Annotated in this window: 19 protein-coding genes; 9 read left to right on the top strand and 10 right to left on the bottom strand. The window is 70.8% G+C overall.

Features of this window, described 5'->3' with window-relative positions:
- Nucleotide 1: 1 nt before the first annotated feature.
- From NS184_RS03575 to NS184_RS17280, 4 genes are all read right to left on the bottom strand, one after another.
- Nucleotides 2-955 (bottom strand): 3-hydroxyacyl-CoA dehydrogenase family protein, encoded by a 954-nt coding sequence (locus NS184_RS03575; RefSeq protein WP_058724768.1) that lies wholly within the window; start codon nucleotides 953-955, stop codon nucleotides 2-4.
- Complete coding sequence (locus NS184_RS03580) at nucleotides 952-1,950, bottom strand: sugar phosphate isomerase/epimerase family protein (protein ID WP_083513434.1); 999 nt, start codon at nucleotides 1,948-1,950, stop codon at nucleotides 952-954. The genes NS184_RS03575 and NS184_RS03580 overlap by 4 nt, the downstream gene beginning before the upstream one ends.
- Nucleotides 1,951-2,076: 126 nt before the next feature.
- On the bottom strand, nucleotides 2,077-2,793 hold the full coding sequence (locus tag NS184_RS03585) for a GntR family transcriptional regulator (RefSeq protein ID WP_058724770.1): 717 nt from the start codon (nucleotides 2,791-2,793) through the stop codon (nucleotides 2,077-2,079).
- A gap of 101 nt (nucleotides 2,794-2,894) precedes the next feature.
- The gene (locus tag NS184_RS17280; RefSeq protein WP_083513423.1) at nucleotides 2,895-3,983 is read right to left on the bottom strand and encodes a GNAT family N-acetyltransferase; all 1,089 of its coding nucleotides are present in this window, start codon (nucleotides 3,981-3,983) and stop codon (nucleotides 2,895-2,897) included.
- 69 nt (nucleotides 3,984-4,052) lie between these two features.
- On the opposite strand from NS184_RS17280, the gene NS184_RS03595 reads away from it, so the two are divergent.
- Together NS184_RS03595 and NS184_RS03600 are read left to right on the top strand one after the other, a co-directional pair.
- Entirely contained in the window at nucleotides 4,053-4,412 is a 360-nt protein-coding gene (locus tag NS184_RS03595) for a hypothetical protein (protein ID WP_058724771.1), read from the top strand.
- A 101-nt stretch (nucleotides 4,413-4,513) separates the two neighbouring features.
- Nucleotides 4,514-5,698, top strand: coding sequence for a Fic family protein (locus NS184_RS03600; protein ID WP_058724772.1), 1,185 nt, complete (start codon nucleotides 4,514-4,516; stop codon nucleotides 5,696-5,698).
- A gap of 90 nt (nucleotides 5,699-5,788) precedes the next feature.
- On the opposite strand, the gene NS184_RS03605 is transcribed toward NS184_RS03600, so the two are convergent.
- The 5 genes from NS184_RS03605 to NS184_RS03625 are packed head-to-tail and all read right to left on the bottom strand — an operon-like array spanning nucleotide 5,789 to nucleotide 11,462.
- The gene (locus NS184_RS03605) at nucleotides 5,789-6,676 is read right to left on the bottom strand and encodes an ABC transporter permease (RefSeq protein ID WP_083513424.1); all 888 of its coding nucleotides are present in this window, start codon (nucleotides 6,674-6,676) and stop codon (nucleotides 5,789-5,791) included.
- A complete protein-coding gene (locus NS184_RS03610) occupies nucleotides 6,673-7,587 on the bottom strand; it encodes an ABC transporter permease (protein ID WP_058724773.1) in 915 nt (304 codons plus the stop codon). The genes NS184_RS03605 and NS184_RS03610 overlap by 4 nt, the downstream gene beginning before the upstream one ends.
- Nucleotides 7,584-8,795 (bottom strand): ABC transporter substrate-binding protein, encoded by a 1,212-nt coding sequence (locus NS184_RS03615; RefSeq protein ID WP_058724774.1) that lies wholly within the window; start codon nucleotides 8,793-8,795, stop codon nucleotides 7,584-7,586. Before NS184_RS03615 ends, NS184_RS03610 begins: the two co-directional genes overlap by 4 nt.
- Nucleotides 8,792-9,979 carry an ABC transporter ATP-binding protein gene (locus tag NS184_RS03620; RefSeq protein ID WP_152998040.1) on the bottom strand — a complete coding sequence of 396 codons (1,188 nt, stop codon included), beginning with the start codon at nucleotides 9,977-9,979 and terminating at the stop codon, nucleotides 8,792-8,794. The genes NS184_RS03615 and NS184_RS03620 overlap by 4 nt, the downstream gene beginning before the upstream one ends.
- A 37-nt stretch (nucleotides 9,980-10,016) precedes the next feature.
- Nucleotides 10,017-11,462, bottom strand: coding sequence for a gamma-aminobutyraldehyde dehydrogenase (locus tag NS184_RS03625; protein WP_058724776.1), 1,446 nt, complete (start codon nucleotides 11,460-11,462; stop codon nucleotides 10,017-10,019).
- Between the two features lie 133 nt (nucleotides 11,463-11,595).
- Here NS184_RS03625 and NS184_RS03630 point away from each other — a divergent pair, with 133 nt between their 5' ends.
- The 7 genes from NS184_RS03630 (at nucleotide 11,596) to NS184_RS03660 (ending at nucleotide 19,075) form a co-directional block, all read left to right on the top strand.
- Complete coding sequence (locus NS184_RS03630; protein WP_058724777.1) at nucleotides 11,596-12,078, top strand: Lrp/AsnC family transcriptional regulator; 483 nt, start codon at nucleotides 11,596-11,598, stop codon at nucleotides 12,076-12,078.
- The gene (locus tag NS184_RS03635; protein ID WP_058724778.1) at nucleotides 12,075-13,505 is read left to right on the top strand and encodes an aspartate aminotransferase family protein; all 1,431 of its coding nucleotides are present in this window, start codon (nucleotides 12,075-12,077) and stop codon (nucleotides 13,503-13,505) included. The genes NS184_RS03630 and NS184_RS03635 overlap by 4 nt, the downstream gene beginning before the upstream one ends.
- Before the next feature lie 2 nt (nucleotides 13,506-13,507).
- Nucleotides 13,508-14,872 carry an NAD(P)/FAD-dependent oxidoreductase gene (locus tag NS184_RS03640; protein ID WP_058724779.1) on the top strand — a complete coding sequence of 455 codons (1,365 nt, stop codon included), beginning with the start codon at nucleotides 13,508-13,510 and terminating at the stop codon, nucleotides 14,870-14,872.
- The gene (locus tag NS184_RS03645; RefSeq protein ID WP_058724780.1) at nucleotides 14,872-16,224 is read left to right on the top strand and encodes a flavin monoamine oxidase family protein; all 1,353 of its coding nucleotides are present in this window, start codon (nucleotides 14,872-14,874) and stop codon (nucleotides 16,222-16,224) included. Before NS184_RS03640 ends, NS184_RS03645 begins: the two co-directional genes overlap by 1 nt.
- 92 nt (nucleotides 16,225-16,316) lie before the next feature.
- Nucleotides 16,317-16,970, top strand: a complete 654-nt coding sequence (locus tag NS184_RS03650) for a hypothetical protein (protein ID WP_242862959.1) — start codon at nucleotides 16,317-16,319, stop codon at nucleotides 16,968-16,970.
- Between the two features lie 39 nt (nucleotides 16,971-17,009).
- Nucleotides 17,010-18,062: a nitrilase-related carbon-nitrogen hydrolase gene (locus tag NS184_RS03655; protein WP_083513426.1), complete on the top strand. Its 1,053-nt coding sequence runs from the start codon at nucleotides 17,010-17,012 to the stop codon at nucleotides 18,060-18,062.
- Complete coding sequence (locus NS184_RS03660; protein WP_058724781.1) at nucleotides 18,059-19,075, top strand: agmatine deiminase family protein; 1,017 nt, start codon at nucleotides 18,059-18,061, stop codon at nucleotides 19,073-19,075. The genes NS184_RS03655 and NS184_RS03660 overlap by 4 nt, the downstream gene beginning before the upstream one ends.
- Before the next feature lie 33 nt (nucleotides 19,076-19,108).
- On the opposite strand, the gene NS184_RS03665 is transcribed toward NS184_RS03660, so the two are convergent.
- Nucleotides 19,109-20,257, bottom strand: a complete 1,149-nt coding sequence (locus tag NS184_RS03665) for an alpha/beta hydrolase (protein ID WP_058724782.1) — start codon at nucleotides 20,255-20,257, stop codon at nucleotides 19,109-19,111.
- Between the last annotated feature and the right edge of the window lie 269 nt (nucleotides 20,258-20,526).

Genomic DNA, 20,526 nt, shown 5'->3' on the forward strand with positions numbered 1-20,526 from the left:
CTCAGTGGATCGGCGCCGGGCCGAGCTCGTCGAGGAGCTTCTGCATCGCGACGTACGCCTTGTTGCGGTAGGCGACGAGCTCGGGCGTGCGGTCGGCGGGCACGTCGAGGTACCCGGCGCCGGACTTCGTGCCGAGCTCGCCGGCGTCGACGTGCTGCTGGAGCGACGGCGGCGTGGCGAAGCGCTCGGGCCAGCGGGTCTGGAGCGACTCGAAGCAGAACGCGTACACGTCGAGACCGGCCATGTCGGCGATCGCGAACGGACCGAAGAACGGCAGGCGGAACCCGAAGGTGGTGCGGACGATGGTGTCGATGTCGTCCGGGCTCGCGATGCCCTCGTCCGCGATCTTCGTCGCCTCCTCGAACAGGGCGTACTGCAGCCGGTTGAGCACGAACCCCGTCGAGTCCTTCACCCGTGCGGACTGCTTGCCCGTGGCCGCGACGACGGTCTCGCCGACCGCGATCGCGCGCTCGTTCGTGGTCGGGTGCGGGATGAGCTCGACGCCCGGGATGAACGGCGCCGGGTTCGAGAAGTGCACGCCGAGGAACCGCTCGGGTCCGGTGACGGCCTCGGCCAGCGAGGCGATGAGGATGGTCGAGGTGTTCGAGCCGATGACGGCGTCCGGCCGGGCGGCCTCGCTGATCCGGCGGAGGGTGGCGTGCTTGATCTCGAGCTTCTCGGGCACGGCCTCCTCGATGAAGTCGGCCGTGGCGACCGCGTCCTCGATGGATTCCGCGGCGCTGAGGTGGGCGTCGACGCGCGCCACCGCGTCCGCGGGGAAGAGTCCGTCCGCGACGAACTGCCCGGTCTCGGCGATGAGCCGGGCACGGTTGGACGCGGCGATCTCGGCCGAGACGTCCGCGATCCGGACGGTGTGGCCGGCGAGGGCGAGGACCTGGGCGATCCCGCCGCCCATGTAGCCGGACCCGACGACGGCGATGTCGAGGGTGCTCATCGAGTTGCTCCTTGCTTCGTCGCCCCGACCACCGAGGTGGCGAGGACGGATCGGATGTACTGCTGGTTGGTCGCGCAGACGCCGAGGCTGTCCCCGCCGTACTGCTCGGTCATGACGATGCCGCGGAACCCGTCGGCGACGGCGTCCCGGAGCACCTGCCGGTAGTTGATGAGCCCGGTCTCCATGGTGCTCGGCGCACTCGTCGCCCAGCTGCCGTCGCCGGCCTCGTCCCGCGTGTAGTTCTTCACGTGGAGGTAGTTCGTGTACGGCATCGTCTTCGCGAACAGCTCCTTCCAGTCCTCGACCGGCCGGTGCAGGCGGATGAGGTTCGCGACGTCCGCGTTCAGGCCGACCGTGTCCAGGCCGATCTCCTCGACCAGGCGGACCGCGCTGTCGGCGGTGCCGAGGTAGGTGTCCTCGTAGAGCTCGAGCGCCATCGGCAGTCCGACGCTCGCGGCGTGCTCGCCGAGCTCCCGGAGTCGCTTCACCGCGGCGTCCCACACCTCGGGGTCGTCGGGGTCCTTCGGGCCCTGGGCGGTCCAGAACCACAGCGCCCGCTTCTGGGCGTCGTTGAACGGCTGGTGCAGGCCCGTGGAGAAGACCTGCATGCCCCACTCGGCGGCGGCGTCGATGGTCCGGTGCGCGTACGCGAGGTTCTCCTCCTCGTGGCCGGGCTGGATGACGCTCTTCCGCTGCAGGTGCACCGACGGGATGCCGACCCCGTGCGCCGAGGCGATCGCGAACAGCTCGTCGCGACGGGACCGCTCGAGGTCGGCGGGGCGGATGTGGCTGTCGGCGAGCTCGGCCAGCGAGAAGCCCGCGGCCGCGATCTGTGCGAACACGTCGTCCCACACCTCGGCGGGCGCGTCGTGGAACGCGGTCCCGTCACGGGTGACCTGGGCGAAGCCGTGCAGGCAGGCGGCGATCGGCCACGTCTCGTCGGTCCAGGTCGTCGGGTCCCAATCCTGGGTGACCCAGTCCTGTGGTGATGCCACGTGCATGCTCCTTCGCAGTCGTGCGGTTCAGCCTTGAACCTCTTTCCTATAGGAAAGATACTCGCAAACATGCAGAGCGCAACCCGACCCGCGGGATCGGGATCCGTACCGCCCGGTGCTCGGCGATCAGGCCCCGTGCGACGCGTCGGCGCGCGAACGGACCCGGACGGCGTCGATGTGCACGCGCATCGCCGACACCGCGGCCGACGGGCTGATCGCGAGCGCCTCCAGGATCGACCGGTGCTCCGCCACGGCACGCGAGGTGTCGTCGTCCCCGCCCCCGACGATCTGCCGCATCCGGTGCACCCGCGTGGTGATGATCTCGGACATCTCCTCGAGGAACGGGTTGTGCGTGGCGTCGAAGAGCACCTGGTGGAAGTCCCAGTCACTGCGGAAGAAGCGGGCCATGAGATCGTCGGGCACCGCCCCGACCTCGATCGCGGCGACTTCGGCGGCCACCTCGGACTGGACTGCGAGCGCCGCGTCGAGCCGGCTCCGGAGCGCCTCGACGTCACCCCGAGCGGCGAGTTCGACAGCGCCGCTCTCGACGATGAGCCGAGCGTCGAACAGGGCCTCGAGCTGGTCGCCTGCGAGGGGCGGGGCCACGCGGTACCCCTTGTTCGCCTCTCGGGTGACCAGCCCGGTCCGCTCGAGCTGGACGAGCGCCTCGCGCACCGGGGTGGGCGAGACGCCGAGGGTCCGGGCGAGCCCGTCGATCGACAGGCGCATACCCGGCTCGACGTCGTGGCCCATCAGGAACTCGAGCACGCGGTCGTACACCCGGTCGCGCAGTCCGAGCTGCGTGATCCGCTCGTCGCCGAAGCCGGCCATGGTGCTCGTCATGCCCCGATCATAGAGAATCGAGGATCTCCCGGGGTGTCCGTCGGACGGACGGGAGGCCCGTGGCGGCGCCGCCACGGGCCTCCCGTCCGTTCCGCGGTCTGTCAGACCGCCAGCCGCTGCGGCACCTGCGCGAAGCGGATCGCTCCGCGGTCCCGCAGGCGGAACCCGAGGTGCTCGTACAGGGCGATCGCACCCGTGTTGGTCGCCGCGGCGTGCAGCATCGGCGTCTCACCGCGTTGCCGGATGCCGTGCGCGACCGCGAGCACGAGGCGCCGTCCGAGCCCCTGACCGCGGTACTCCGGCTCCGTGCACACCGCGCTGATCTCGGTCCAGCCCGGCGGGTGCAGGCGCTCCCCCGCCATCGCGACGAGTCGGCCCTCCCGGCGGATGCCGAGGTACGTGCCGAGCTCGATCGTGCGCGGGAGGAACGGACCGGGCTTCGTGCGCGCCACCAGGTCGAGCATCGCGGGGACGTCCTCGGCAGTCAGCAGGACCGCCTCGGGATCGGGTCTGCCGAGGACGGCCTCGCCCGTGAGTTGCACGCCTCCGGCGCCCACCAGGTCGTGCCACCCGCGCGGCAGCACGGCGGACGGGTCCACGCGGAACCCGGCGCCGGGACCGAGGAGGGCAGCGATGTCCGCCCAGTCCTGCTCCGTCGGGTGCACCGGGACGCCGGTCCACACCGAGACGTCCGGCAGGTAGCGCACGATCTCGCCGCGACGTTCGGCGAAGCGGGCGTGGGCACCGTTGAGGGACGCGAGCGCGGGGTTGTCGAGCATCCGCGTCGGGGTGCCGTCGTCGGCGGTCGTCAGGTCGAGGGTGTGGACGGCGGTGCCGCGGGGATCGGGCACGAAGCCACGGTCCGCGAGCAGCCGTCGGGTGCCGTCCGCGAGTCCGGCCGCGCCGACCACGACCGCGGAGGCGTACCGGGTTGTGGCCGTCGCGACCACGGCGTCGACGAGCGCGGGGAGTGCTCCGTCGTCGCCGGGTCCGTCGTCCGCCCCGTCGTGGGTCACCCGCAGTTCGACCTCACCCGGACGCGTCAGCTCGCTGAGGTGCTCGCCGGGGGCGCTCGACTCGACGACGGCTCCGTGGTGTCCGTGATCGCTGTCGTGGTCGGCGGTCCAGCGTTCAGCGCGCGGGTCGGCGGCAGCTGTACGGCGGACGGCGGTCACGGACGGGACGGTCATGCGTCCAGTCTCCGGCGGGATGGTGGTGTCCGACGCATCGTTGCGGTGCGTGACGGATACGCTGCTCCCGTGACCTCGCAACAGGCCCGTCCGCAGGTGGTGACGGTCTCGGTCGTGCTCTGGATCGTCTGGCTCGCGGGGTGCGTGCTCGCGTCGGTGATCGGCTTCGTGGAGTTCCCGGCGAGCGTGCTCGTGACCGTGATCTCCGTCGTGCTCTCGCTGGTGATCTGGGCGCTCGTGGCGTGGGCGGTACTGCGGGTGTGGCGAGGCTCGGCGACCGCGCGCATCGTGCTGGTGGTGGTCGCGGCGGCGCGCGCGCTCCTGAGCATCGGCGACGGCGTGACGACGCTCCTGCTCGTCGCGTTGTCCGTGGTCGCTGCGGTCCTGCTGTTCGTGCCCGCAGCCCGGGCGTTCTTCACCCGGCGGTAGCGCTCGCAACGGTAGCCGCAGGACCGTGTCTGCGAAACCACCTTGTGAAAGGTTGTGGCGTAACCTTTCACGCTGGAGATCCGAATGAAAGGTCCGTGGTGATGCCGACGACACCCGGGTGGGAAGAGCGATGGCTCCCCAGCCCCGAGAACCCCGACTTCGACTCCCGACGGGTTCGTGCCCTGCGCAGGGAACCGTACCGTGCCGCCGTTCCACCGCCGATCGCGGCGGCCGACTTCCAGGTGTCTCCACGGTCGCTCTCCGACGCTGACGACGCCTCGCGGGCGATCGCGAGGTTCGACGCGGAGCACGCCTCGTTCCCCGCGCCGTTCGCATCCGTGCTGCTCCGGAGCGAGTCCGCGTCCAGCTCCGAGATCGAGCACCTCACTGCGGGCGCTCGCGCCGTCGCCGAGGCAGAGATCGACGAACGCGTGCAGGGCAACGCACCCTTGATCGTCCGGAACGTCCGGGCGATGGAAGCCGCTGTCGCACTCGCGGACGACCTGAGCAACGCGACCATCATCGCGATGCACGCGGAACTCCTGCGCGATCAGACGCCCCACCTCGTCGGCGAGTTCCGCGATCAACAGGTGTGGATCGGCGGCGCCCTGCCGCATCTCGCCGCGTTCGTCCCACCACACCACGAACTCGTCCCGGCGGCCATGGACGACCTGATCGCCTTCACGGAGCGGACGGACCTGCCGTTGCTCGTCCTGGCCGCCATCGCGCACGCACAGTTCGAGACCATCCATCCCTTCCCCGACGGCAACGGCCGGATCGGGCGAGCTCTGGTGCAAGCCGTCTTGCGTCGCGGTGGGCTGCTGCGCCACCTCACCATCCCGGTGAGCAGCGGGATCCTGACAGACGTCGACGGCTACTTCGCGGCGCTCGATGCCTTCCGGGACGGCGACGTCGACCCGATCGTCGACGTCTTCTCCTCTGCCTCCTTGGCCGGACTCCAGAACGCGAGCACGTTGGCCGGTGACATCCGCACGCTGCAGGCGCAGTGGGACGAACGATTGTCGGGGCTCCGGTCCGACGCGACCGCGCGTCGCATCGCGAGACTCTCGATCGAGCACCCAGTGCTGAACGCACGTCTCGCGATCGAGCGGACGGGGGCGAGCGCCCCGGCCGTCGCGAACGGGTTCGCTCAGCTCGTCGAACGCGGCGTGCTCCGGCCGGCGAACTCGAAACAGCGGAACCGGGTCTGGGTCAACGACGAGGTCGTGGAGGCACTGGACTCGTTCGCGGAGCGGAGTGGGCGTCGGAAGGTCCCGCCGGTGTGAGGCGCGCCCGGCCAGACGGAGCACGCCTCGATCGACACGTGCGACCTCGGGACGCGCCCGACGTCGGGACGCGCGCTTCGCGTCCCCGACCTAGCCGCGGGTGCGCGCCAGTCGGCGGTTCAGTGCACCGTTCAGCAGGGCCACGAGCAGACCCACGGCGAACACGAGCGTCCCGAAGCAGAGCACCTGCGGCGGCATCCCGGCCTTCGCGGCGCCGTACACGAACAGCGGGAACGTGACCGATGGCCCGGCGACGAACGACGTGATGACGTAGTCGTCGATCGACATCGCGAGCGCCAACAGCCCCGCGGCGAGCATGCCCGGCGCCAGCAGCGGCAGGGTGACGAGCCGGAAGGCCTGGAACGGCGTCGCGCCGAGGTCTCCCGCGGCTTCCTCGAGCACCTTGGACGTCCCGGCGATCCGCGCTCGGAGGACCACCACCACGTAGGCGACGTCGAACGCCACGTGGGTGATGAGGATCGTCCAGAACCCGGTGCCGAGTCCGACGGACAGGAAGAACGACAGCGATGCCGACCCGACGACGATCGACGGTGCGGCGATGTCCGCGAACACGATCGAGCTGACGATGCCCCGACCGGGGAACCGGTAGCGCTCGAGGGCGAGTGCGAGCGGCAGACCGATCGCCACCGAGACGACCGCCGCGAGGAACGCGACGAGCACCGACGTCCCGAAGGCCGCACCGAGCCCCGACACGTTCCAGAGGTTCTGGTACCAGTACGTCGTGAAGCCGTTCCACGCGAAGGTCAGGCGGTTGGTCGGGGCGTCGTTGAACGAGTACGCGACCATGGAGACGATCGGCACGAGGGTGATCGCGATGACGACCCAGTAGACGATCGCGAGCCACGGCCCGCGACGCTGGGCACCGCGACGACGGCGCTTCGATCGGGCAGCGGTGCCGGGCGAGACGGGTGACAGGGGAGCGGTCGACCCCGGACGGGTCGGTGTGACGGCGGTCATACGAGGTCCTCGAGGTCGTCGGTGCCGGACACCCGGGCGTAGATGAACAGGATGATGCCGAGCACGACCATGAGCACGGTCGAGAGCGCGGCCGCGACGTTGTACTGCTGGTTGCCGGAGTAGGCGTCCTGGATCGCCTGACCGATCGTGTACGTGTTCGTCCCACCGAGGAGCGCCGAGTTCACCGGGTCGCCCACGCAGTCGATGAACACGAGCAGCACCCCGGCGAAGATGCCCGAGCGGGACAGCGGGAGCGTGGTGTGCCAGAACGCGCGGAACTTCCCGGCGTACAGGTCGTTCGCGGCCTCGCCGAGCCGGGGGTCGATCCGTTCGAGGGCCGCGTAGATCGGCAGCACCATGAACGCGAGGTCGTTGTAGGCGTTGCCGAAGATCACCGCGCCCGAGGTGCCGAGGATGTGGAAGTCCTTGCCCGCGAGGCCGATCGCCTGCAGCGTCGTGACGACCGGCCCCTGCGACGCGAGGACGAACGCCCACATGTCGGTGCGGATCACGAACGACACCAGGAAGCTGATGAACACGAGCATGAGCAGCGGGTTCTTCCAGCGCGGGGACACCCGGAACGCGATGAAGTACGCGACCGGGTACCCGACGAGGATCGTCACGATCGTCGCGGCGACGCCGTACCAGAGCGACCGGAGCAGGAACGTCAGGTACGGCACCTGCGGATCGATGAAGAGCGACGAGTAGATCCCGAAGTTCCACGTGAACGTGTAGCCGTCGTCCGGGTTGCCCGACATGAGCGAGACGATGAGCCCGGAGACGAGCGGGATGACGAAGAAGACGCAGAGGTAGGCGGTCCCGACGATGCCGAGCAGGAACGGCACCCGGAGCCGACGTCGCCCCGGCCCGGTGCCGACCCCCGCGATCGCGGCGGTCCCGACGGCGGTCACGACTGCACCACCGCGTTGAAGATGCTGTTCCACTCCGAGTACTCGTCGTAGTTCTCGAACACCCGGAACTCGTGGGAGCGGCCCAGGACGTCCTCCGACGGGAACACGAGTGGGCTGTCCGCGACGGTGGGGTCGTCGAGGACGTCGCGCACGTAGTCCTCGGCTCCGGGGACCGGGCACACGTAGTTGACGTAGTCCTCGACGATCCCGGCGATCTTCGGCGTGTAGTAGAAGTCCATCCACGCCAGCGCCGAGACCGGGTTGGCCGCCTGCCTTGGGATCATGAGGTTGTCGTGCCACATCATCTGGCCTTCCTCCGGCGTGACGAACTCCAGGTGCTCGAACCCGGACTGCTGCGCCTGGAAGACGTCGCCCGACCAGGCCTGCGTGATCCAGGTGTCGCCGTTCTCGAGCTTGTTGATGTAGCTCTGGTCGTAGAACCCGGTGACGCTCGGCCGGAGTTTCCGCAGCCAGTCCTGGGCCTTCCGCCAGTCCGACGGCGTGGAGGTCTCGGGGTTGATCCCGTTCGCCAGGAGCCCGAGCGACCCGAGCTCGGTGTTGTCGCTCATCAGCCCGACACGACCCCGGAAGGCCGGGTCGAGGAGGTCCTGGAAGGACGTGATCTCGCGGTCGATGTACTTCGGGTTGTAGGCGAGTCCGGTGAACCCGGTCTGCCACACCACGGAGTGCTTGTTGTCGGGGTCGTACGTCGGGTCCTTCACGGAGTCACCGGCGTACTTCGCGAAGTTCGGCAGTCGCGCGTGGTCGAGCTCGCACACGAACCCGTTCTTGATCATCTGCGTGAGCTCGAACCCGTTCGTCATGACGACGAGGTCGTAGCCGGTCGCACCCCGCGCGCGCAGGATCGGTGAGACGGTCGCGTAGAACGTCGCGTTGTCCTGGATCACCGCCTGGTAGTCCACCGAGATCCCGGTGGCCTGCTCGAAGAGCTGGATCGACTCGGACTTGCCCTTGTCGGAGTCGATGTAGAGCGGCCAGTTCGCGAAGTTCAGCTGCTTGGTCGCCTTCGCGTCGGCCCAGAACCGCTCCCAGTCCACTTCGGTGTCCGCGACCGATGCGGCTGATCCCTTGATGCTGCACCCGGCGAGGAGCGCGGCGACCGCGGCGGCCCCGCCGCCGGCGAGGAACCCGCGCCGGCTGACACGCGCGGACGTCAGTCCGCGGACGAGGTCGGGTCGGCTGCTCACGCGACCGCTCCTGCGGTCGCCGGTGCGGACTGGAGGCCCGGATCGCCCTGGGCGGTGACGGTCGCGTCGGACGCGTGGTGCGCCTCCAGGCCGAACCCGTGGTCGACGCCCCACGTCAGCCAGACCTCGGTGCCGGTGGCGATCCGGGGCCCACCCTTCGAGTTCTGCGCGAAGACGGACACCTGCCCGGCGCCGGGCACGTGCACGAGGTACTGCGTGCTCACGCCGGAGAACGAGACGTCCACGACCCGTCCGGGGCCGAGGATGTTCCGGCCGGCCTCCGGGGAGGGCTCCGCCGTGCGGATCTTGAGCTTCTCGGGGCGGACGCCGACGACCACGCGCCCGGAGGTCGCGACGGCGCGCGCGGTCGGGACCGCGAGGGTGCCGGCCTCGGTCGCCACGACCAGGAGCTCGCCGTCGGTGCCCCGGACCTCGCCCTCGAGCAGGTTCGACTGACCGAGGAAGTTCGCGACGAACGCGGTGCGCGGGAGTTCGTAGAGCTCCTGGGGGCTGCCCATCTGCTCGATGCGCCCGCCGTTCATGACGGCGACCGTGTCGGCCATCGTCATCGCCTCTTCTTGATCGTGGGTGACGTGCAGGAAGGTGAGCCCCACCTCGGCCTGGATCGACTTCAGCTCGAACTGCATCTGGTGGCGGAGCTTGAGGTCGAGCGCGCCGAGCGGCTCGTCGAGGAGCAGGAGCGCGGGACGGTTCACGATGGCGCGGGCGAGGGCGACGCGCTGCTGCATGCCTCCGGACAGCTGCGCGGGACGCTTCGACGCGGAGCCCTCGAGCTCGACGAGCCGGAGCGCCTCGGTCGCCTTCGTCATCGGGTCCGGGATGCGCCGGCGCTTCAGGCCGAACGCGACGTTCTCGAGCACGCTCATGTGCGGGAAGAGCGCGTAGTTCTGGAACACCGTGTTGACCGGCCGCTGGTAGGGCTTCGTGTCGGTGACGTCCTTCCCGCCGATCGTGATCGTGCCGCTCGTGGGTTCCTCGAGTCCGGCGACGAGCCGCAGCGTGGTGGTCTTGCCGCAGCCGGACGGTCCGAGCAGGGCGAAGAACGACCCGGCGGGCACCGTGAGGTCGAGCGAGTCGACCGCGGTGTGACCCGGGAAGGCCTTGGTGATCCGGTCGAGCCGCAGATCGGCCCCCGATTCGGCGAACGTGCCGGTCATTGCCATGGTGCCTCCTGCTGGTGCGCGGGTCGGGATCCGGTGGTCAGCCGGTGTAGGACATGACGTGCTTGATGCGGGTGTAGTCGTCGAACCCGTACTGGGACAGGTCCTTGCCGTAGCCGGAGTGCCGGAAGCCGCCGTGCGGCATCTCGGCGACGATCGGGATGTGCGTGTTGATCCACACGCAGCCGGAGTCGAGGTCGCGGGAGCACCGCATCGCCCGTGCGTGGTCGGTCGTCCACACCGAGCTCGCGAGACCGTACTCGACGTCGTTCGCGAGCTGCAGTGCTTCGTCCTCGGTCCGGAACCGCTGGACCGTCTGCACCGGACCGAACACCTCTTCCTGCACGATGCGGTCGTCCTGCCGGAGCCCGGACACGATCGTGGCCTCGTGGTGGAACCCGCGGTCGCCGATCCGGTGGCCACCCGTCTCCACCGTGGCGTGGTCGGGGAGGGAGTCGAGGAAGGAACGGACCTGGGCGAGCTGGCCGGCGTTGTTCACCGGGCCGAACGCGGGGTCGGCCAGGTCGGGGCCGGTGCGGGCGTTCGTGCGGGCCTCGGCGACGAGGGCCGCGACGAACTCGTCGTGGATGCCGTCCTGCACGAGCAGCCTCGTCGCCGCGGTGCAGTCCTGTCCGGCGTTGAAGAACCCCGCGGCGACGATCCCGGCGACGGCCGACGGGATGTCGGCGTCGTCGAACACGATGACCGGGGCCTTGCCGCCGAGTTCGAGGTGCGTGCGCTTGAGGTCGGCCGCGGCGGCGCGGGCGACCTGCACGCCGGCGCGGACCGAGCCGGTGATGCTCACGAGCTGGGGCGTCGGGTGGTCGATCATCGCGGCGCCGGTGGTCCGGTCGCCGAGCACGACGTTGAGCACGCCCGGCGGCAGGAACTCTGCCGCGACCTCGGCGAGCAGGAGCGTCGAGAGCGGCGTGGTGTCGCTCGGCTTGAGCACCGTGGTGTTCCCCGCGGCGATCGCCGGGGCGAACTTCCACACCGCCATGTTGAGCGGGTAGTTCCACGGCGTGACCTGAGCGACGACGCCGATCGGCTCGCGGCGGACGAACGACGTGTGGTCCGCCAGGTACTCGCCGGCGCTCCGACCCTCGAGGTTCCGCGCGGCCCCGGCGAAGAAGCGGATCTGGTCGACCGACAGCAGGATCTCGTCCTGCACGAGGGTCGCTCGGGGCTTGCCGGTGTCGAGGGACTCGAGGTCGGCGAACTCCTCGGCACGCTGCTCCATCGCGTCGGCGATCCGGAACAGGGCGAGCTGGCGTTCGCCGGGGGTGGTGCGACGCCAGGTCGTGAAGGCTTCGCTCGCGGCGGCGAACGCGGTGTCGACGTCCTCGGCGGTGGAGACGGGCGAGGTGCCGTACACGTGCTCGTCGGTGGGCGCGACGAGGTCCATCGTCGCGTCGCCGCGGGGCGCGACCGGCTCGCCCCCGACGAAGTTCCGGAGCACCCGCGTCGCTGTGTCACTGTCCAGCATGGCGGCGATACTGGCACGGAATCCCCCGCTCCGGAAGAAGGATCCGCAGGTTGAGGAGAACCGTAACAACGGAAATCGTCGCGAAACATCGTGTTCACAACGAAATCCCTTGCGTCACACGGAGCCCGCTGCCATGCTGTCCGGCATGGCGGCAGCACCACGACGTCCGGGACCGATCGACGAGACCTCGAAGCGGATCATCGAGCAACTCCAGGCAGACGGACGCCGCCCGTACGGTGAGATCGGCAAGGCGGTCGGTCTCAGCGAGGCGGCGGTCCGCCAACGGGTGCAGAAGCTCACGGAGACCGGCGTCATGCAGATCGTCGCGGTCACGGATCCCCTGCAGTTGGGGTTCCACCGGCAGGCGATGATCGGCATCCGGGTCAGCGGTGACACCCGAACCGTCGCCGACGAACTCGAACGGCTCCCGGCGGTCGACTACCTCGTCATGACCGCCGGGAGCTTCGACCTCATGGTGGAGGTCGTCTGCGAGGACGACGACGGCCTCATCGAACTGCTCAACGGCACGATCCGGGCGATCCCGGGCGTCGCCGAGACCGAGACCTTCGTCTACCTGCAACTCCGCAAACAGCTCTACGACTGGGGAACGCGATGACCATCTCCGAACCACGTGCACGCCTGGGGTCCTACGACCCGTTCGCCCCGGTGGACGACGCCGCACTGCAGCAGAAGTCGCGCGACCACCTCTGGATGCACTTCGCCCGGCACGGCGCGAACCAGGCCGGTGCCGACGTCCCCATCATGGTCCGGGGCGAGGGGCACCACGTCTACGACAGCCACGGCAAGGAGTACATCGACGGGCTCTCCGGCCTGTTCGTCGTCGCCGCCGGGCACGGCCGCAAGCGTCTGGCCGAGATGGCCGCGAAGCAGGCCGAGACCCTGTCGTTCTTCCCGATCTGGTCGTACGCGCACCCCGCCGCGATCGAGCTCGCCGACCGGCTGGCCGACCACGCCCCGGGCGACCTCAACAAGGTGTTCTTCTCGACCGGCGGCGGCGAGGCCGTCGAGACCGCGTTCAAGCTCGCGAAGTACTACTGGAAGCTCCGCGGCAAGCCGATGAAGCACAAGGTGATCTCGCGTGCGGTCGCGTACCACGGCACACCGCAGGGTGCCCTCGCGATCACCGGCATCCCCGCGATGAAGCAGATGTTCGAGCCGCTCACCCCCGGCGGCTTCCGGGTCCCGAACACCAACTACTACCGCGCCGAGGAGATGGGATTCGCCGGTGGCTCGGAGGAGGAGTTCGGCTTCTGGGCGGCCGAGCGCATCCGCGAGATGATCGAGTTCGAGGGTCCCGACACCGTCGCCGCCGTCTTCCTCGAGCCGGTGCAGAACTCCGGTGGCTGCTTCACCCCGCCGCCCGGGTACTTCCAGCGCGTCCGCGAGATCTGCGACGAGTACGACGTGCTGCTCGTGTCCGACGAGGTCATCTGCGCGTTCGGCCGGATCGGCACCATGTTCGCGTGCGACACGTACGACTTCGTCCCGGACATGATCACCTGCGCGAAGGCCATGACCTCGGGCTACTCCCCCATCGGCGCGACGATCATCAGCGACAAGCTCTTCGAGCCGTTCTCCACCGGTGACACGACCTTCTACCACGGCTACACGTTCGGCGGACACCCGGTGTCGGCGGCCGTCGCGATGGAGAACCTCGACATCTTCGAGGAAGAGGGGCTGCTGCAGAACGTCCAGCAGAACGCGCCGCTCTTCAAGGCCGAGCTCGACACGCTCCGCGACCTGCCGATCGTCGGTGACGTCCGCGGTGACGGGTACTTCTACGGCATCGAGCTCGTGAAGGACAAGGCGACGAAGACGACCTTCGACGACGCCGAGTCGGAGCGCCTCCTGCGCGGCTTCCTGTCGAAGGCGCTGTTCGACGCGGGGCTGTACTGCCGCGCCGACGACCGCGGGGACCCCGTCGTGCAGCTCGCGCCGCCGCTGACCATCGGTCAGCCGGAGTTCCGCGAGATGACGTCGATCCTGCGGAGCGTCCTGACCGAGGCCTGGACGAAGATCTGACCATGACGGGCTACCGGGGCGTCTCGTTCTGGCTCGACGCGCTCGTCACGAGCGGTCGCGACGACCTGACGCCCCGCCCCCCGCTCGACGGCGACACGACCGCCGACGTCTGCATCGTCGGTGCCGGACTGACGGGTCTCTGGACCGCGTGGTACCTGCACCAAGCCGATCCGCGCCTCCGGATCGTCGTCGTGGAACGTGAGATCGCGGGGTTCGGCGCATCCGGCCGCAACGGCGGCTGGTGCTCGGCCCTGTTCCCGGCGTCCGCCTCGTCGATCGCGGAACGCCACGGGTGGGACGCGGCGAACGCCATGCGCGCGGCGATGCGCGACACCGTCGACGAGGTCGGACGCGCAGCGTCCGAAGCCGGGGTCGACTGCGACTTCGTCAAGGGCGGCACCGTCCTCTACGCACGCTCGGCCGTGCAGGAGCGCGCCGCCCGCGACGAGGTCGCGTCCTCCGCCGCGTGGGGCGACCACATGACCTACCGCGACGCGCGCCCCGGGGACGCCGCCGGCTCCGCGGGGGTCGCGTGGACGCCGGACTGCGCGCGGCTGCAGCCCGCCGCGCTGGTGCGTGGCCTGGCGGCCACCCTGGAGGCACGGGGCGTCCGGATCGCGGAGCACACGCCCGCCTCCTCCTGGGACCAGGGCCGCGTGGTCACCTCGCGCGGGACCGTCTCGGCCGGCGCCGTCGTCATCGCCGTCGAGGGCTACGGTGCACAGCTCGAGCAGACCCGACGGCGCGTCCTGCCCCTGTACTCGCTCATGATCGCGACGGCGCCGCTGCCCGCGGCCGTGTGGGACCGGATCGGGCTCGAGCACGGGCAGACGTTCTCGGACTACCGGCACCTGCTCGTGTACGGGCAGCGGACGGCCGACGACCGCATCGCCTTCGGCGGACGGGGTGCCCGCTACCACTGGGGCTCGTCGATCGAGCCGGGCCACGATCGGGTGCCGCGGGTGTTCGACCACCTCCGGAGATCGCTGATCGACCTGTTCCCCGCCGTCGCCGACGCTCCGGTCACGCACTCGTGGGGTGGGCCGCTCGGCGTCCCCCGCGACTGGTGTGCCTCGGTGACGTGGGACGGCCACGTGGGCTCCGCCGGCGGGTACGTGGGTGATGGTCTGTCGACGACGAACCTCGCGGGCCGGACCCTCGCCGACCTCGTCCGCGGGGTCTCGTCGTCGCTCACCGTGCTGCCGTGGGTGAACCACCGCTCGCCGGACTGGGAGCCCGAGCCCCTGCGGTTCCTCGGAGCGAACGCCGGGCTCGTGGCGACCGACCTGGCGGACCGCGAGGAAGCACTGACCGGGCGGCCGAGCATCGCCGCACGGGTGATGGCACCACTGACGGGAGGGCACTGATGCCTGACGTTCCCGGTCCGGACGCCGACGTCGTGGTCGTCGGCGCCGGCGTCTCCGGTCTCGCCGCAGCGCGCGCCCTGGTGCAGGGCGGCAAGCGTGTCGTCGTGCTCGAGGCGCGGGACCGCATCGGCGGTCGGACGTGGACCGACGACGCACTCGGCGTCCCGGTCGACCTCGGCGCCTCGTGGATCCACGGCGTCGACGGCAACCCGCTGTGGGAGCTCGCGCCCGCGCTCGGCATCGACACCGTCGAGTTCACCGTCGGCAGCTTCCAGTTCGACGGTCGCCCGATCGGCTGGCACGCACCGTCCGGTCGCCGGCTCACCGGAGCCGAGGCCGCGTCGTTCGTCGCCGACCTGCACGCCCTCGACGCCGCGCTGCCCGAGGTGGTCGAGCACGCGCCGCCGCCCTCCACCTACGCCAGCGCCGTGAACGCCGTCCTGCGCGACCTGCGGATCGACGGGGACCGGGCCGCTCGCGTCCGGGAGTACACGGCGCACCGTTCCGAGGACCTCTGCGGCGCGCCCGTCACCGTGCTCGATGCACACGGCCTCGACGAGGAGCACGTACCCGGCGACGAGGTCGTCTTCCCCCGCGGCTACGGCCAGTACGCCCGTGCCCTCGCCGAGGGTCTCGACGTCCGGCCGTCCTCGGTGGTCCGGGCCGTGCGGCAGTCCCCGGACGGCGCGGTGGTCGAACTCGCGGACGGCCGGGTCACCACCGCCGCCGAGGTCGTCGTCACGGTCCCGCTCGGTGTCCTGCAGGCAGGTGCCGTCATCTTCGAGCCCCCGCTCGCCCCCGACGTCCTCGATGCGATGGGCCGGCTCGGGATGGGCGTCTACGACAAGGTGTTCCTCCGGTTCCCCGAGCGGTTCTGGGGCGACGACTGGGTCGTCCGGCAGCAGGGACCGGCCGGGGTCGACTGGCACTCCTGGTACGACATGTCCCGGGTGACCGGCGAACCGGTGCTCGCGGCCCTCGTCGGTGGTGCCGGCGCCCGGCGGATCGAGTCGCTGCCGGACGCGCTCGTCGTCGACGAGGGGCTCGAGGCGCTCCGTCGGATGTTCGGGTCATCGGTCCCCGAGCCCGATGCCGTACGCATCACCCGCTGGGCGGCGGACCCGTTCGCGCGGGGCTCGTACTCGTACCTGCACGTCGGGGCGTCACCCGATGACCACGACCTGCTCGGCTCGCGGTGCGGCCGGGTGCAGCTCGCCGGGGAGGCCACGTGGGGCGACGACCCCGCGACCGTGCACGGGGCGCTGCTGTCCGGGCTGCGGGCGGCCGGGCGGTTGCTCGGCCACGAGGTCGAGCCGCTGTCCCTCGCCGAACCGCTCCCCGCCTCACGCTGAGTTCCGGGTTCACGCTCGGCGGGGTCCTGCGCTGAGAGGGTCCGCACGGGTCGCACGGCCGCCGAGCCGGGTCGCGGTGCCACACTCGACCCGTGACGTCGACGCGGCCCCTCCACCAGCACGAGCACCGCGCACCCGTCGCCGTCGCCGTGCTGGTCAACCTCGCGCTGAGCCTCCTCCTGCCCGACGAGGTGCTGTTCTTCCCCGCGTGGGTCGTGCCGCTGCTCGGTGTCCTGCTGCTCACCCCGCTCATCGTGTTCAACCCGCGGCGACTCACCCGTGAGACCACCTGGTCCCGCTGGCTGTCCACGGGCCTCGCGGTGCTGCTCACCGTGGCGAACCAGCTCACCGTCGTGAAGACGATCGACCAGCTCCTGCACGGACACCCCGACGGCGGGGCAGTGCTGCTCACGGCCCTGCAGGTGTGGGTGAGCAGCATCATCGCGTTCGGGCTCGTGTACTGGGAACTCGACCGCGGTGGGCCGGTGGCGCGTCGCCGACCGCAGCTCTGGGCGAGCGACGAGGCCGACTTCCTGTTCCCGCAGGAGTCCGATCCGACCAAGGCGTCGTGGCGACCCGTCTACCTCGACTACCTCTACGTGGCGATGACGAACATGGTGGCGTTCAGCCCGACCGACACGATGCCGCTGACCGTCCGGGCGAAGATGATCATGGCCTACCAGGCGATCGGCGGCTTCATCCTGCTCGCACTGGTCATCTCCCGCGCGGTCAACATCATCTCCTGACCCCTTGTGCTTGTTGATCGCATGGTCAACAATGACGGCATGGACGTGATCACCGCCGCAGACCAGCCGTCTCCCCTCCGCGAGGACGCCGGATCCGCCCGTCGCCGGGTCCGCGTCGCCCTCGTCCAGACCCGCTGGCACGAGGACCCCGACGAGCACGAGCGTGCACTCGCCGACGGGATCGCCTCCGCGGCGGCGAACGGAGCCGCCGCCGTCTTCCTGCAGGAGCTCACGCTCTCCCGGTACCCCGGTGACGTGCCGGCCGACGGAGTGCCGAAGGACGGGGCGGAGTCGCTCGTGGACGGTCCGACCGTGACCTTCGCCCGCGACCAGGCCCGGCGCCACGGCGTGTTCGTGCACGCATCGCTGTACGAGCGACCTGCCGACGACGACCAGCCGGACGACCCCCGCGGCTACAACACAGCGGTGCTCGTCGGCCCCGACGGCTCCCTCGTCGGACGGACGCGCAAGACCCACATCCCGATCAGCGCCGGCTACCACGAAGACACCTACTTCCGGCCGGGCCCCGCCGATGACGCGTTCCCCGTGTACGACCCCGAAGGCCTCGGCGTGCGGGTCGGTCTGCCGACGTGCTGGGACGAGTGGTTCCCCGAGGTCGCGCGGTCCTACGGGCTCGCCGGCGCGGAGGTCCTCGCCTACCCGACCGCGATCGGCTCCGAGCCGACCTTCCCCGACTTCGACACCGCTCCGATCTGGCGGCAGGTCATCGTCGCGAACGGCATCACCGCCGGACAGTTCATGGTCGTGCCGAACCGCTGGGGCGACGAGGGCGCGATCACGTTCTACGGCTCGTCGTTCATCTCCGACCCCTTCGGCCGGGTGCTCGTCGAGGCTCCGCGCGACACGGACTCCGTGCTCGTGGCCGACCTCGACCTCGACGCCAGGACCGAGTGGCTGCGGCTCTTCCCGTTCTACGTGACCCGGCGCCCCGACCTCTACGCAGCCCTGACCGTACCCGTCGACCGCCTGCGCGACGGGTACGGCGCTGACGAGGCGATCCGTGCCTCCCTGGCGAACACCACTGCCCCGCACCGGGCCGACGGCCCGCAGACCGCGGCGGCACGCGCGTGACCTGGCGGATGCCGGCGGAGACGGCACCACAGGACCGCACCTGGATGGCGTTCCCCCGGCCGGGCTCGACCCTCGGCGACGACGCGGCGAGCGCCGAGGCTGCTCGCACCGCGTGGGCGACGACGGCGAACACCATCGCGGAGCACCAGCCCGTCACGGTCGTCGTCGACCCGGTCGCCCGGGCGGACGCCGCACGCCTGCTCTCGAGAGAGGTCGACGTCCTCGAGGCGCCGCTCGACGACTTCTGGATGCGGGACATCGGGCCGACGTTCGTGCGCGACGACGACGGACGACTCGGTGCGGTGGACTGGGTGTTCAACGGATGGGGCGCGAACGCGTGGTCGACCTGGACCCGTGATTCGCAGATCGCCGCCACGGTCGCCGAGGCCGCCGGGGCCGAACGGATCCCGTCGCTCCTCGTGAACGAGGGCGGGGCGATCCACGTCGACGGTCGGGGCACGGTGCTGGTGACCGAGACCGTGCAGCTCGATCCGCGGCGGAACCCGTACGCCGACCACGCCCGCGTCGAGGAGGAACTCGCACGGACCATCGGCGCGTCCGAGGTCGTGTGGCTCCCGCGTGGACTGACCCGCGACTACGACGGGCTCGGGACCCGTGGACACGTGGACATGGTGGCGACCTTCGCTGCGCCGGACGTCCTGCTCCTGCACGCACAGCCGGATGCCGCCCACCCGGACCACTTGGTCATGCCGCAGGTCCGGGCAGCGCTCGAACGCGTGACGGACGCCACGGTCGTCGAGCTCCCGGCCCCGGCGACGCTCGCCGACGACGACGGTCCGGTGGACTGGAACTACGTCAACCACGTCGTGGTGAACGGCGCCGTGATCGCGTGTTCCTTCGGTGAGCCCGCGGCCGACGACCGGGCCCGCGGGATCCTCGCGGACGTCTACCCGGGGCGGGAGGTGCGGTCGGTGGACGCGCGCGAGGTGTTCGCGCGCGGAGGCGGGCTGCACTGCATCACGCAGCAGCAGCCGAGCGCTGGCCCGCACTGACGCGGCTGCACGTGGGCGCCGCGGGCGCCGCGGTCAGTCGCCGGACGGCGCCAGCCCGATCCGCGACTGCATCCACGCGAGCCCCGCGGCGAGCGCAGCCCGTGCGGTCGTCCAGTTGTGTCGGTCCCCCGGCACCTCCCACGTCGCGACGTGCATCCCGGCTGCCTTCGCCCGCGCGGCCTGGACCGGCATGACCGGCCCGTACGTCGAGTCCAGTCGCCCGACCGCGAAGAACGCGTTCGTGTCCCGGTACGGTGCGTTCGCCCGCATCAGCGCCGACGGCTGCGCGGCCAGGTACGCGGCCCGGCTGCCCGCGAAGCCGTCAGCGATCGTCTTCGCCTCGCTGCCGAGCGTCGGGCCGTCCTCGCCGGAGACGTCGATGATGTTGCCGAACCGCGCAGGGTCACCGGCACCGAGCTGGATCGCGCACGTCCCGCCCTGGGAGAACCCACCGATCGTCCACGCCGTCGCAGCGGTCTGCACCTTGAGGTGACTCGTGATCCAGGCGGGGACGTCCTTCGTCAGGTAGGTCCGGCTGTTCCCGAGCTTCCCGTCGACGCACATCGGGTTCGCTGACTGCGGGCCGAGCTGGTCGGGCACGACGACGATCGGCGCGAGCCCCCGGTCGACAGTGGCGAGGGCGTCCATCGTCTGCTCGACGTGCCCTCCGCTCTGCACGTCGTTCGGTCCCGCGCCCTTGGACTGCCCGGAGAGGAGCACGTCCACCGGCAGGTGCGGCGGGTCGGCGGTGAGGGCTGCCGGCGGCAGGTAGACCAGGGCCTGTCGGGCCGCGAAGTGTGACGTCGTCGCGGGGATCGTCTCGTGCAGCAGGCGCCCCTGGTCCGGCATGCCGGTGGGCGCCGTCCACGAGGTCGCGAGGTCGACACTGCCCGGCGCGGTCGAGCCGCCGGGTGCCTCGCTGGCGGGGATGCCGAGCGACGAGGTCGGCACCGGGGTGTACGTGGGCACGGGTCGCGGGGAGGACTGTGTCGACGTGGCCGACGCGCTCTGCCCACCAGCTGCTGCCGACGTTGCCTGCCCACCGGCCGCTGCCGTGGCGTGGCTCGCGCTCCACCCGCCGAGCCCTCCGACGACCAGTCCGACGACGAGTCCCCCCGCGAGTCCACCGGCGAGCAGGGCTCCACCGCGTCGTTGCCGGGGGGTGCTGGGTGTGCGTGCCATCGGTCGTCCTCGTCCTGCGTGCGCTCTCGTCGGAGGTGCTCTCCGGCCGCGAGCGTAGGGACCGGGTCCGGGAACTCGCTGCCGTCCGGCGCCGGTCGGCTGAGCGTCCTCCCCACCCGTCCACAGCGACCGTCGGGCGTCCTCTGTGCAAGCGACATGACGTACAACCGGTCTCGGATCCGTGTACTCCACGGCGAGTCCGGCGCGCTGGTGACCATCGGTATCGTCTGCGCACCGGCCCACCCGCACGGGTGTCCCGGTACCCGTAC

Source organism: Curtobacterium luteum, from assembly GCF_001475545.1.
In the GTDB taxonomy this organism is placed as follows: domain Bacteria; phylum Actinomycetota; class Actinomycetes; order Actinomycetales; family Microbacteriaceae; genus Curtobacterium; species Curtobacterium luteum_A.